The sequence below is a fragment of the Butyricimonas sp. Marseille-P2440 genome, from assembly GCF_900091675.1.
GTDB classification, from domain to species: domain Bacteria; phylum Bacteroidota; class Bacteroidia; order Bacteroidales; family Marinifilaceae; genus Butyricimonas; species Butyricimonas synergistica.
Genome location: NZ_LT594610.1, coordinates 920,088 through 933,266 on the forward strand (window position 1 = coordinate 920,088; position 13,179 = coordinate 933,266).

Annotated in this window: 13 protein-coding genes; 9 read left to right on the forward strand and 4 right to left on the reverse strand. The window is 44.8% G+C overall.

Annotation, left to right across the window (positions count from 1 at the left end):
* Positions 1 to 100: 100 nt before the first annotated feature.
* The 8 genes from BN8899_RS14870 to BN8899_RS14905 all read left to right on the forward strand — a co-directional run bounded on the left by BN8899_RS14870 (position 101) and on the right by BN8899_RS14905 (position 6,603).
* Positions 101 to 1,273, forward strand: coding sequence for an OmpA family protein (locus BN8899_RS14870; RefSeq protein ID WP_065219991.1), 1,173 nt, complete (start codon positions 101 to 103; stop codon positions 1,271 to 1,273).
* A gap of 154 nt (positions 1,274 to 1,427) precedes the next feature.
* The gene (locus BN8899_RS14875) at positions 1,428 to 1,973 is read left to right on the forward strand and encodes an FKBP-type peptidyl-prolyl cis-trans isomerase (protein WP_018336771.1); all 546 of its coding nucleotides are present in this window, start codon (positions 1,428 to 1,430) and stop codon (positions 1,971 to 1,973) included.
* Between the two features lie 162 nt (positions 1,974 to 2,135).
* Entirely contained in the window at positions 2,136 to 3,209 is a 1,074-nt protein-coding gene (gene aroC / locus BN8899_RS14880) for a chorismate synthase (protein ID WP_065219992.1), read from the forward strand.
* A 64-nt stretch (positions 3,210 to 3,273) separates the two neighbouring features.
* Positions 3,274 to 3,564 carry a hypothetical protein gene (locus tag BN8899_RS14885; RefSeq protein ID WP_018336769.1) on the forward strand — a complete coding sequence of 97 codons (291 nt, stop codon included), beginning with the start codon at positions 3,274 to 3,276 and terminating at the stop codon, positions 3,562 to 3,564.
* Between the two features lie 110 nt (positions 3,565 to 3,674).
* Positions 3,675 to 4,385, forward strand: coding sequence for a M48 family metallopeptidase (locus tag BN8899_RS14890; RefSeq protein WP_065219993.1), 711 nt, complete (start codon positions 3,675 to 3,677; stop codon positions 4,383 to 4,385).
* Between the two features lie 10 nt (positions 4,386 to 4,395).
* A complete protein-coding gene (locus BN8899_RS14895) occupies positions 4,396 to 4,959 on the forward strand; it encodes an NUDIX domain-containing protein (RefSeq protein ID WP_065219994.1) in 564 nt (187 codons plus the stop codon).
* Positions 4,937 to 5,452: an O-acetyl-ADP-ribose deacetylase gene (locus BN8899_RS14900; RefSeq protein ID WP_065219995.1), complete on the forward strand. Its 516-nt coding sequence runs from the start codon at positions 4,937 to 4,939 to the stop codon at positions 5,450 to 5,452. The genes BN8899_RS14895 and BN8899_RS14900 overlap by 23 nt, the downstream gene beginning before the upstream one ends.
* A gap of 71 nt (positions 5,453 to 5,523) precedes the next feature.
* Positions 5,524 to 6,603 (forward strand): Mrp/NBP35 family ATP-binding protein, encoded by a 1,080-nt coding sequence (locus tag BN8899_RS14905; protein WP_018336765.1) that lies wholly within the window; start codon positions 5,524 to 5,526, stop codon positions 6,601 to 6,603.
* A gap of 299 nt (positions 6,604 to 6,902) precedes the next feature.
* On the opposite strand, the gene BN8899_RS14910 is transcribed toward BN8899_RS14905, so the two are convergent.
* The 3 genes from BN8899_RS14910 to BN8899_RS14920 form a co-directional block, all read right to left on the reverse strand.
* Positions 6,903 to 10,091 carry a golvesin C-terminal-like domain-containing protein gene (locus BN8899_RS14910; RefSeq protein ID WP_065219996.1) on the reverse strand — a complete coding sequence of 1,063 codons (3,189 nt, stop codon included), beginning with the start codon at positions 10,089 to 10,091 and terminating at the stop codon, positions 6,903 to 6,905.
* A 141-nt stretch (positions 10,092 to 10,232) separates the two neighbouring features.
* Positions 10,233 to 10,625, reverse strand: coding sequence for a fibronectin type III domain-containing protein (locus BN8899_RS14915; protein ID WP_065219997.1), 393 nt, complete (start codon positions 10,623 to 10,625; stop codon positions 10,233 to 10,235).
* A gap of 64 nt (positions 10,626 to 10,689) precedes the next feature.
* Positions 10,690 to 11,076, reverse strand: a complete 387-nt coding sequence (locus BN8899_RS14920; RefSeq protein WP_065219998.1) for a fibronectin type III domain-containing protein — start codon at positions 11,074 to 11,076, stop codon at positions 10,690 to 10,692.
* Between the two features lie 108 nt (positions 11,077 to 11,184).
* On the opposite strand from BN8899_RS14920, the gene BN8899_RS14925 reads away from it, so the two are divergent.
* Positions 11,185 to 12,312 carry a hypothetical protein gene (locus BN8899_RS14925; protein ID WP_231932379.1) on the forward strand — a complete coding sequence of 376 codons (1,128 nt, stop codon included), beginning with the start codon at positions 11,185 to 11,187 and terminating at the stop codon, positions 12,310 to 12,312.
* A 72-nt stretch (positions 12,313 to 12,384) separates the two neighbouring features.
* Here the strand turns inward: BN8899_RS14925 and tpiA are convergent, their stop codons facing one another.
* Positions 12,385 to 13,155 (reverse strand): triose-phosphate isomerase, encoded by a 771-nt coding sequence (gene tpiA / locus BN8899_RS21185; protein ID WP_065219999.1) that lies wholly within the window; start codon positions 13,153 to 13,155, stop codon positions 12,385 to 12,387.
* Positions 13,156 to 13,179: the final 24 nt, after the last annotated feature.

Here is a 13,179-nt window from a genome sequence, read left to right on the forward strand (position 1 = left end):
TTTTCTGTAACGTTTTTACAAGCGTTACCGTATTTTCAGGTACTATAAAGAAGCTATATATTAGCAAATAATCGACAAAATTATAAATAATGTAGAGAGTATGAAAAAGACATTTTTTATGCTGCTGGTAGTGGTATTGCCTTTACTCACTTCAGCACAACAGGCAAAAGAGACCGTAATAGTGGAAGAAGAAGCCGGTTCATGGCGGGGATTCGTAACTAATCGCTTCTGGGACAATTGGTTCATTTCGGCTGGAGCTGGTGGACAGGTCTATTTCGGGGAACAAGATCAGCATAGCCGCTTCGGGCGGCGTATAAGCCCGTCGTTTGATATTGCTGTGGGTAAGTGGTTTCTGCCGACTTTCGGAGTGAGAGTGCAAGCCGGGGGATTTAACTTGAAGGGAAGGACGAACGATCCTAATAATATTTATGCCGAAGGGGCAGCCGATGCCCGCGGGCTGTATAAACAGGACTGGGACGAGTTTAATGTACATGTTGACGGTTTGGTGAATCTTGCCAACTGGATTGGCGGGTATCGCACGGATCGTTTTTATGAAACGGTGTTCCTTGCCGGATTCGGTATGATACATGCTTACACGGGCGGCGGTAGTACTAAATTTATGTTCGTGAGTGGTATTAACAATAAGTTCCGTATCTCGGATGCTTTTGATTTTAACGTGGAGATCAGGGGACATTTGGTGCCGCAGGAATTTGACGGACAGACGGATCGCCACAGAGGTGAAGGGTTAGTGAGCTTAACAGCCGGGTTTACTTACAAATTTAAAGACCGTTTTTTCAAGAAAGCAAAGAATGAAAAGGTGATCGTTAACACGGGTGTTTCTCCTGAGATGTTGACGGCGGCAGAAGCCCGCTTGGCAGATGCTATTCGTCGTGCTGACAAGTTGCAGAGCGAATTGGATCAGGCTCGCCAGAAACAACCGGTAGCAAAACAAGAGGTGAAGACTCCTGCTTTGTACGTGTTCTTCGCGATAAACAAGGCAAATCTTGATAAGCGCCAACTGGAAAACCTGAAATCTTATGCCGAGGTGATTAAAAATTCACCGAGTAAGAAATATAAAGTGTACGGTTATGCCGATAAAGCCACAGGTTCAGTTGCGTTCAACCAAGCGTTGAGTGAGAAACGGGCTCGTAGTGTTGCCGATGCTCTGGTTAAGAAATTCGGGGTGAATGCCAGCCAACTTGAAGTTGTCGGTAAAGGTGGAGTCAGTGACTTCTCTGACAAAGTTATGAACCGGGTGGTTATCGTTGAATAACTAGAGAGGGTTTACTATATATCAAGATTAGGGAATCTCATTAAAACAGGGCGGATGCGTTTTAACGTGTCCGTTCTGTTTTACCTGTTTTTTAACTTTTCGCTTTCAGCTTTTAATTGTAACTTTGCGTCTTGAATAATTAAAAAACAAAGAGATGATAACAAAGAATAAGCATGTAACCGTGAGCTACGAGCTGAGAACGGCAGCGGATGCAGAACCCATCGAGATTGCGGATGCCAGTACGCCGCTGGAATTTATTTGCGGGCAAGGGCAGACGCTTGAATATTTCGAGATGAATCTGTTGAACTTGAATACCGGAAATTCTTTCGATTTCCATATTCCGGCAGCAAACGGTTACGGTGAGGTGAACGAGGACATGATTGTAGATTTGCCTAAAGATATATTTGCCGAGGTCGAGGAAGGTGAGTTGCAACCCGGGAACGTGTTGCCCATGCAGGATAGCCTGGGACGCCATTTGAACGGTACGATTGTCGAGGTTGGGGAAGATACTGTGAAGATGGATTTCAATCACCCGATGGCTGGCAAGGATTTGTATTTTAAAGGCAAGGTGTTGGCCGTGAGAGATGCTACCGACGAGGAATTGGAAGCATTGCATTCACACAAGTGTGGCGGATGTCACGGTTGTGGTTCTGACAACGGTGGATGCGGTTCCGGTTGTAGTGACGGTTGCTGCCACTGATCTAATTGAAAATGCAAAATTGAAAATGGAAAATTAGGGTTCTCGTGATCTTGGTTTTCCATTTTTGCTATATTTGAAGTTCTAATAAACCGTTGGAAATTGCACGATTGATTATGATTCCTTCATTTTCAATTTTCAATTTTCAATTTTCAATTGAACCAAATGAATACGATCGGGAAGTTATACACGTTGACATCATTCGGGGAATCGCACGGGGAGGCGATGGGAGGAGTTATTGACGGTTGTCCGGCGGGATTTGTTTTATCGACGGATGAGGTGCAATGGGAACTCGACCGGCGCAGACCGGGACAGTCGGATTTGACAACCGAGAGGAAGGAGGAGGATAAGGTGGAATTGCTTTCCGGTATCCTCGAGGGGGTGACGACGGGGATGCCGATCGGTTTTATCGTGCGCAACCGTGACCAGCGGAGCCGGGATTATGAAGAGATGAAAGACGTGTTCCGTCCGTCGCACGCGGATTTTACACTGGAAAAGAAATACGGAATCCGGGATTACAGGGGCGGGGGACGTTCGTCGGCACGCGAACACGTGGCACGTGTGGTGGCGGGAGCGATAGCCAAGCAAATACTCCGTACCCGGGGAGTTTCCGTGCAGGGGTACACGTCACAGATCGGTCACGTGGAGTTGGATAAACCGTACACGGGGTTGGATTTAAGCCGGGTTGATGCGAATGCGGTTCGTTGCCCGGACGAGAAGCTGGCAGGGGAAATGGAGGATTTGATACGGAAGGTGAAAGCGGAAGGGGATAGTATCGGAGGGGTGGTGAGTTGCGTGATACGGGGTATTCCGGTAGGCGTGGGTGAACCTGTTTTCGACCGTTTCCAAGCTCGTTTGGGGCATTATATGATGGGTATAAATGCTGCCAAAGGATTCGAGTACGGGGAAGGTTTTCGGGCTGCTGCCATGCGGGGAAGCGAGCATAATGATGTTTTCACGATAGCGGACGGGCTGGTGAAGCCGTTGACCAATCATGCCGGAGGCATATTGGGTGGCATTACAAGCGGGGAGGATGTTTATTTCCGGGTGGCTTTCAAGCCCGTGGCGACGATAGGACGGGAACAACGGACGGTAGACCGTTCGGGTAAGGCGGTCCTTTTCTCGGCACACGGGCGGCATGACCCGTGCGTTGTGCCTCGTGCCGTTCCGGTAGTGGAAGCTATGGCTGCCATGTTGGTGCTGGACATGATGCTGGAAGCGGGACGGGGGAATTTTTAGTCGCCCGATTGTTTGATTTGGACGTAATCTTTATTACTTTTGTAGAAATTAAATATCAATTGTTATGGCAAGTATAAGAAGATTGAAGAAAGATGTTGATTACTTGACTTTCGCGGTAATCGCTGATTGTATGAATTATAATTCCACCACGGAGAAGAATGACCCGGAGGTTGTCAATATCGTGAAGGATATGGTTGAATATAGGAATGAAGTAAGAAGCAAAATTTCTAATCGTAAGGCATTTAACGACAAGAAGGAAGCGAAAGCATATTATAAAGGAATTTCAATTGAGTTGTTGAAGACGGTAGATGGTGAGTTTACTCGTTTGAGCGAGGTTATTAAAAAAAATGCTTAGTTCACGATAGCCAGAGCTGCCGTGGAAAAGTAAGAGCTAAAAACTAAAAGTTTAAAGCTAAAAGGTTCAGGGCTATCCGAAAGTAAACAATCGGTAGCCCTTTTTTAATTATGCAGGACGAGATCATATTACCGGGAATCGGGAAAGTGAAGGTAAGACGGGGGATGAATATCCGTTTTCTCTCGGTGCGTATCGCCCCGGGCAGAGGGGTGTGGGTAAACGTTCCTTACGGGGTGAGCGGGCGACAGGTGGAAGAGTTTGTCGTTTCGCAACAGGAATGGATCAGAACAAATCTCGCGAAGATACAAACTTACGAAAAAGACACGGGGGTGGGATTAGGCATGGATTCCGAGGTGAAAACGAAGTTCCACGTGTTGAAAGTGCTCGCTTGCGATGATGCCCGTCCCCATTATAAGATAGAGGGTAAGGAGATTCGCTTGTATATTCCCCGGAACACGGATTACAAGAAGATAGCCCCTTACGTGGAGAATTTTTTGATAGAGATATACCGTATGGAGAGTAAACGCTATTTGCCGGGCAGGGTGAAAGAGCTTGCCGAGTGTTTCGGTTTCCGGTACCGGGAATTGTCTTTCCGCAATAATATATCGAATTGGGGGAGTTGTTCGTCGGAAGATAATATCAGTTTGAACGTGAAACTCATGAAGTTGCCGGACGAGATCATTGATTACGTTATCCTGCACGAGCTTTGCCACACGGTGGAAAAGAACCATTCTGCCGATTTTTGGGCGTTGATGAAGAAAGTTTGTCCCGATTGTATGAAACTTCGAGAGCGGTTGCGACAGTATAATACACGGGTATAAAAGATAAATTATGGAAGAGAAATATTGTTACCGGTATCCTCGCCCGTCAGTGACTACCGATTGTGTGATTTTCGGTTTTGACGGACAGAAACTGCAAGTGTTGCTTATCGAGCGGGGCGGAGAGCCTTTCAAGGGAAGCTGGGCGTTTCCCGGGGGCTTCCTGAATATGGACGAAACCGTGGAGGAATGTGCCGCACGGGAGTTGGAGGAGGAAACCGGACTGAAGGATGTTTTCGTGGAGCAATTTCATGCCTTTTCCGCGGTGGACAGGGATCCCCGGGGAAGAACGATCACGGTGGCTTTTTATGCTTTGGTGAATCCCTGCGGGATGAAAGTTTCGGGACAGGATGATGCGGCGGATGCTCGTTGGTTTGATGTCCGCGAATTGCCTCCCCTGGCTTTCGACCACGAGGATATGTTCCGTCGGGCATTGCAGCAGTTGAGGTTGAAAGTATACCTGCAAGTGAGCGGTTTCGAGCAACCAGATAAGCGTTTCGAGGCGTTTGATTTGAAGAAAGTGGAAATGTTAATACTTGATAAAATGAGTTCCTATGGAAAGATTGAAAATTATTGAGGCGGATATTACTACGCTGGACGTGGATGCCATCGTGAATGCAGCCAATTCTTCCTTGTTAGGAGGTGGTGGTGTCGACGGGGCAATTCATCGTGCCGCGGGAAAGGAGTTGCTGGCGGAATGCCGCACTTTGGGCGGATGCAAGACCGGCGAGGCGAAGATCACGAAAGGGTATAGCTTGAAAGCCCGGCACGTGATTCATACAGTGGGTCCGGTTTATTCCGACGGGCGCCACGGGGAACCGGAGCTTTTAGCCGCGTGTTATCGCAATAGCCTTGCCGTGGCAGCTGAAAATGGATTGAAGACCGTGGCATTTCCCCTGGTTAGCACGGGTGTTTACGGTTACCCGATGGAAGATGCCGCCCGGATCGCGCTCCGGGAGATCATGACATTCCTGATAAAGCATCCGGAGTTTGAGCAGGTTATCGTGGCTTGTTTCAATCGCCGGGCTCGTGAAATCGTGGAGGATGCAAAATTGAATATGGAAATTTAAAATCCTTGTTGCGTGAGGTTTATTATTTGTATCTTCGCGAGAGAGATTTACAAAAACATACTAGATATATTATGCAAGAACTTGTAAAAGAGGTACGTGACGTGTTGGCGGAGGTGAAATACCCCGGGACATCGAAAAGTATCGTGGCACTGGATATGGTGCAGAATATTAAGGTAGAAGACGGGAACGTGAGCTTCCGTTTGGTTTTCCAGAAAGCGAATGACCCGTTCATTGGTGCCGTGAGCAAGAAATGCGAGGCTTTACTGAAAGAAAAGTTGAATTATTCGGGGGTGAAGATTGAAACGGTTTTCGTGCATGACTTGGAAAAACCGTTAGCTTTAGAGAAAGTGAAACATATTATTGCCGTTTCTTCCGGGAAAGGGGGCGTCGGTAAATCTACCGTTGCTTCCAATTTGGCTGTTGCCTTGGCTAAATTGGGGTATAAAGTGGGGTTGGTGGATGCGGATATCTTTGGTCCTTCCATCCCGAAAATGTTCGCTTGTGAAGATGCCAATCCTTACATGGTTGAGGTTGGCGGGAAAGAATTGATAAATCCCGTGGAAAAATACGGGGTGAAATTGCTTTCTATCGGTTTCTTCGTTGATCCCAACTCCGCTACCGTGTGGAGAGGCCCGATGGCTTCCAATGCCTTGAAACAGATGGTGGAAGAAGGCTTTTGGGATGAGTTGGATTTCATGTTGATAGACCTTCCCCCGGGAACGAGTGATATTCACTTGACGCTGGTGCAGACGGTAGCCTTGAGCGGGGCGATCGTGGTAAGTACCCCGCAGCAAGTGGCGTTGGCAGATGCCATAAAAGGTATCAACATGTTTGAATCCCCGGGCATACAAGTTCCCGTGTTGGGATTGGTGGAGAATATGTCTTGGTTTACTCCTGCCGAATTGCCGGATAATAAATACTACATTTTCGGTAAAGAAGGTGCCAAGAAACTGGCTGACGAGAGGGGTATGCGTCTGTTGGGACAAATTCCTATCGTGCAGAGTATCATGGAGGGAGGAGAGGCAGGTACTCCCGTGGCTCTGGACGAGAATACCATTACCGGACAGGCATTCCGTGATTTAGCCCGCCATGTTGTCGAGGCGGTCGAGGAAACCGGGGAAACGACTCACCGGGTGAGAGTAACGAAATAATGTGAAGAATGAAGGTTTATAAAGTTGCCAATATCTGCATTTTGATGCTTGGCAACTTTATAAACCTTCAAAAAAAGTATGACCTTTTACTACTGAAGTCCCGTAGTAATTCTACCGAAGTCCCAAGGAAGATATAACATGCGCACGTTCTATGAACCAATTTGCTATAATGTTTCTATATGTGAGATTATAGCATCTCTACGGCATCAACGGAGCGAGAACGTGAGAGGGATATGATTATCTTGGTTCTTCAGTGTGTTTTCTGTGGGATTTGGGTATTACTGCTTCTCTTGATGATCTCATCTTTTTATCCATTTTACGGCATCGGCAACGATTAATTGATAAACTTTTTTTCCATGTTCCTCGAAAGCAACTCCTCGGTCGTCCAGTACGACCCGTGATTCTCCAGCCGACAGAGTGAAGGTGCCGAGGGATACCCAATCAGGATCATCTTTGTCAACTTCCAGGACGATTTCTTTTTTTCCTTCTGTCGTGTAGATCGCGTAGTAATTTTTCATCCCGGGATAATTGTTGTCTTTGAACTTAGGTCGAAAGATAAATATCTCGTATTTACCTGCTTCCTGCAGATTTGCCACCCATTCCGCCTTGAATTTTCCGGTGCCGGCTTTTTTGGTAAAAGCGCTACGGATACTTTCTCCGTAATACATCGGATGCAAGTTAGGAGGTCCCCATGTATTCGCTTTTTCGTTAAAGTATAGGTTCGTGTATTCTATCTCTTCCTTTTTTGAGAATAGATCTGCCAATCGCAAGCGATGGTTTGCTGAATCAATCAGGTGGAAGTTTTCGTCTTCATTGTCAACAATAATCTCTCCCGGGGGATAGAATTTGTTTTTCGCGAGTAAAGTAACTTTTTCATCGGGTAGCGGACCTAATAATTGTGATGGTTTTTCGAGGTAGCGTGGATCTAGTGCCGGTAAATTGTTCGAGAAGTTTGTGTTTAACCGGTTTGTGCCTTTTGCACTTCCATGAACAATGATGTGTTTATATTCCCCGGGTTTAATCTGGTAGCTTCTCCAGTTTTTTATTTCATCTTTTTCAAGTCCACCTCTGTCATATGTAGTGATTACGGAAACAATTCCGTCTGTTTCGCCGGAATTGCCTACCTTGAAATCCAAAATTATCGTTTCTTCTGCTTTTTTATACGTCAGGTCTTTTATTGCCAATTGGGGAATCTCGTGACTCGTGTACCATTCATCCATGTAAGCCTGGATGTTCTGCCCGAAAAGTTGTTCGAATTCATCAATAAACGAATCGAAGTCAATCTCCTGAAAACGGGCACGAGTGTTAAATTCCGCTATAAACTGGTTCAGGGAATCCCAGGTCGTAATTGTCGTGAGGTATGCCAGCAAATGTGATACTTTCAAGTAAATGGCAATATTTTGTTCCAGGCTATATTCTTCCATGATGCATCCTTGCAATCCTTTCTCCGCGATACGAGCGAGGTTTTTCGGGGTTATAGAAAGTCCCGACGATTTTAATGGTTTTTGCATTTGGCTGTATATAAAATCTATTCCCAAGTACCTGTCGGATGTTATATTGTTAGTGTGCCCCGAGAAGAGATGGTCGATATTCATATCTCTTAAACACCAGGGAATACCTTGAGTCAACAGGTATTCGTGCGTACTTTTGTTTTTGGAGATACCCAAGGGAAGGGTTCCTGGAGTTTCGTCGGTGATCGTGGCGAGCCGTTCTTCGAAAAACAAGATTTCCGGTTGGGCGTTATCGTTCGTCATGGTTCTCCTGGACATGGTTCTTTGGAAAAAGGATGAAGGGGTTTCAATCAATTTGAAGTATTTGAAGGGGTACGGATCGGGGTGTCTCTCCTCGATTCGTTGTTTGCATTTTTCAGATACTTCTTTTAGTTTTTTGGGTTGTTTCAAGGCTTTCCATTCATCAAGAGATTTCATGTAGAAGTCATTCCCCGGATAGGTGTATAGTTCAACCGTGACGGAATCGACGGTGATTGCCCGTCTGTGATAATTTCCCATGCAGAGGCTTAGCCCGGTGAGGTTTTGCTCGTTATGGAACGTGACGCTGTTTCCTTCCCTCGTGGGGACGCCTTGGGATAGAACGGTTTGCTCTCCCGGGTTCTCGACATGAAGCGTGTAGTGGGTGAAATTGACCTCTTTGGATGCCTGCAAGGCAACGGGAGCAACCGCCATCGGATACCATATTACCTCCGGAATGAGCAAGGTGAAGCCACTCGAGAGAAATGCGCTACGTTTCCCGTAATTTTCAGTGAACGAGGTAAATCTGATTGGTGCGAAGTGCTCCTCGTCGGGGATGTTTGTTTGATAAATATCCTCGTCGATTTTTCCCTCGTATTCTATTTTAAGTTCAATGTTTTCACTTGGGGAGAGGGGATGTTCAACGAGTATTACTTGGCGGTCCCTGTGGAAGGGAACGTTTTGCCCATCGGCTTCTATTTTGTTGACCGCGAGTCCCGGGTTTAAAAAGAGCGGGAATTGATTCATTTTTGTTTTTCGCCGGTTTGCCACTTTCATGTGGCTTGTTGCGGAGAATTTATTCCCGTTGGGGCGATATATGATCTCGTGGGCGAGTACGCGTGCCGTGGGGTACTTGTTGTATTCCTGGAAGGCTTTCCGGTAGGCGATTCTGTTTTCCAGGCGGGTTTGAAACTTTTTAACGTAAATGTACCCTAGGCTAAAGGAAAGCATTAGTAATAAAAAAGCGGGAAGGATAAAATAAGGGGTACGACCGGGGGTGCCGGGGAGCCTTTTCGTGAGGGGGGCGGCAAAATAAAGGAAACTAACTCCTAACAGCAAGAATGCGCTTCGCTGGAGCAGGTAGTCTTCTATGTACATGAACCCGGCGATGGAGGAGAAAGAGTCTGGTAACCAATATCCTCGAAAATCCAGTATCCCGTGAAGAGGAACGGGCAAATAACTATACGAGAAATAGAGGAAACCGACCAAGATAAACCAACTGATCAAAGGGAGTTTGACCAATCTGTTTACCAGCAAGGAGAGCCCGGTGATGAAGACCAGCGAGGGCAAGACGCGGGTGAGGAGATAAAAAAGGTTAACCCAAGGATTGACAAGGGAATCAGGTATGAATATGTTGATAAATATGCAGGCGGTCATGAAAAAAACATCTACTGCCAAAAACGGGATAAGAATGCCTAAAAATCCCCCGAGGAAGGATTCACCGTTGCCTATAGGTCGTGGGGAAAGTACTTCTCGGGTTTCGGCTTTTTTTTGTTTTCTTTGGATGTCACAAACAAGAAAAGTGATGGTTAGTGATTGAAACAGGTTCAAAAAATGGATTCCGCGCAAGGGAATGGACGATGCTAATGCGAAATCTTTCCATTTAAAAGAAAAGCTGTCCCATGGGATCAAAATTCCTACCGTGTATCCCAACACTCCAAGAATGAAAAGGTAAAATAACCAATTTCTTTTCACTAGCTTGCTCTCGTAAGAGATTGCCGTTTTTAAAGTTGTTGTCATGATTGTAAGGTTTATTTTTAGTACGAAACAAATTTATAAATAGAAATAGTGTTGTGCAATAGATAATACTATTTTTAATGTACAAAAAAACACCCGAATAATCGTGTTATAGATTATTCGGGTGATTATATTTTATAACAATTAGAGTTCTCTAACTGTTATGGGATTACAAGGCTCTGATGCCGGACCTCGTCCTGCAACATTTAAAGCGTAAACACGAAATTGTATATCCTCTCCTTCTCTTAAATTATCAACGGTATATTCAAGTTCGGTAATTAGATTTTTTACGTTTACTACAGTCCAGTGAGCCTCTGTTACATATTTTTTCTCGACAACATATCCTACTATTGGTGCTCCTCCATCTCTGTAAGGTGCTCTGTATTTTATTGTACATTTGTCTTTATGCATATCAATAACAAGGGGTATGCCTGGAGCATCAGGAGGGGAAATAGATTCTTTTGCACTAGTAAATACAATCACCATGATTATACCTAAACTGGCGAATAATAATGTTTTTAGCATGTTTCTTTTCATTGTTTTCTAATTTTAATGGTTAATAATAAAGTGATTTGTTAATAAAATACCTAGTTTGTAGTGATTAAAACCCGCTTCTAAAAGTTATGAAATTGGAATAGTCCGATGGGTTACTTATTCCGGCGGAATTGGATGCGTTGATACGGAATTGTGATTGAGTATTTTCTTTCATACCTTTGAATTGATATTCAGTAGTTTTAGATGTTCCTCTGAATTTCCACGATAATTCCCAATTGCTCCGGTATTCAATATAATAGTTTGTCACAGGTTCACCTCCATTGTTTTTGGGAGCACGGTAATTTAGTATACATCCTGTTTCCCAAATATCGATAGCTAATGGCCAACCCGGTTTATCGGGAACGGTAATAACCGTACTTACTCCTGCAAATACGAGTGTCGTAATACTCAAGCCTAAACAAGCAAATAACAATGACTTCAATTTTTTTTTCATAACTGTTACTATTTGAAAATGTCATAATTCAACCATATTATTTGCAAAGTTAAAAATATTGCATATATTCGCAAATTATTATCAATGTTTTTTTCAAAAACCGCAATTATGGAGAAAGAAATTTTATTTTTATTACTTTTAGTTAGTATTGTTTTCGGGAGTTGTAATGATACTGCCAAGAAATCGACAGTTTTAGATACGGATTTTCCAGTAACAAAGAAATTGGAATTTAAACCTTCCGGAGAATTGGCTGTTGGCGTTTTTGATCAATATTCCGTTGCGGGAAGTGGTATTTGTGTGATTGACGGTTCTGTGTTGTGGTATGTCGAGGACGGTAAGGAGGATTGCGGTGCTTGCTATGATCTGAGATCGGGGAAAAAGTTAGCCGTGATAGCACGGAAGGGAAGTGCCGAGAATGAAATAAACGAATTGACGGGATTCAAGGTAACGGGGGATGCCGTGATGCTTTACGAGGGACGAAACACGATAAAAACTTTCGCTAAAAAGGATATACTGGATAATATTCCCGTGGAGGAGAGAAAAGTTACGGTGGTGACGACCCCGGGTAGTCTTCTGGTTTCCCGTATGGCGCAGTTTCCTGATGGCTCTGTAATCGCAACAATACGTCCGCCTTTTGAATTCGAGAAAGGAAAAATGGATGAAATCAATAACAAGTCGGTTGCTGTATTTGATAACGACGGGGTAAAAGCTTACGAAACAATTAAGTATGATAATTTTGATGTTAAAAAGGCAACGGATAAACAAATTGATGCCCATGATTTGATAAAATGGACTTACGCTCAGGGATTAATCGAAACGAAGGGTAATGATATGGCTGTTTTTGCGGTGAGCGATCAGTTTATATTGTACACTCTTGATCTTAATAGCGGGGAGGTAAACGAGAAGGTGTATTCTTTTATCCGGCGCACGGAGGAGGAGATGTCATTTGCCACTACAAATGATATGATTTTGAGCGTGCAGGCAATGAAAGCGAATGATAAATATATCGTGTGCAAGGTGGAAGGGTATTTAAGTGAAGAAGATAAAGAAATTGAATCACGAAAAGAGGCGATATTCGTGTTTGACTGGAATTTGAAGCCGATTAAGAAATTTGAGTTGCCGGAACCGGAGGAGAAATTAGGTTATTATACGATATCGAATGATTGTAGTTCGGTTTATTTTTGCGAGTATCACGAGGAGGGTATCACGTTATATAAGGCAGATCTGAGTATCTAATAAGGAATTAACTGAAAGCAACGAGGGGCTGGTAAATAAGTTACCAGCCCCTCGTTATTTTTTAAGGGAATATTAGTGTCTTGCCCGAGCCTTGATGATTTCAAAGAAGTCGGCAGCTTTCAGGGAAGCCCCCCCAATCAATCCTCCGTCCACGTCGGGATTGGAGAAGATGGCATCGGCGTTGCCGGCGTTGCAGCTTCCCCCGTAAAGGATGGAAGTATCGTCCGCAACAGTTTTGCCGTATTTCTCGGCGATCACGGAGCGGATGAATGCATGCATTTCCTGAGCTTGGTCGGGAGTGGCGGTTTTACCGGTTCCGATAGCCCAAACGGGTTCGTAAGCGATCACGACGTGAGCGAATTGTTCCGGGGGCAGGTTGAAAAGACCTTCAACGAGTTGTTGTTTCACCACTTCAAAATGTTTACCCGCTTCTCTCTCTTCCAGAACTTCACCCACGCAGAAGATGATTTCCAGTTTGCTGTCTAGTGCTTGCGCTACTTTCTTCACGAGAATAGGACTTGTTTCCCCGTAATAGTTTCTTCTTTCCGAGTGTCCGAGGATCACGCATTTTGCTCCTGTTGAAGCGATCATTTCGGCTGATACTTCACCCGTGTAGGCTCCGGATTTCTCGGTTGCACAGTTCTGCGCTGAAACCATGATGGAAGGTTCCGTGATATTGTGAGCCACCTTTGCCAGATGGATGAATGGGGTTCCCAGAACGACCTGTACGCCTTCCGCGCCTTCCTTGTATCTCACGTAATCGTTCACTTCTCTTGCCAATTCAACACCTTCGGCGAAAGTCTTGTTCATTTTCCAGTTACCTGCTACAATCTTTTTTCTCATGTCTATAGATTTAATTCGTTGTGT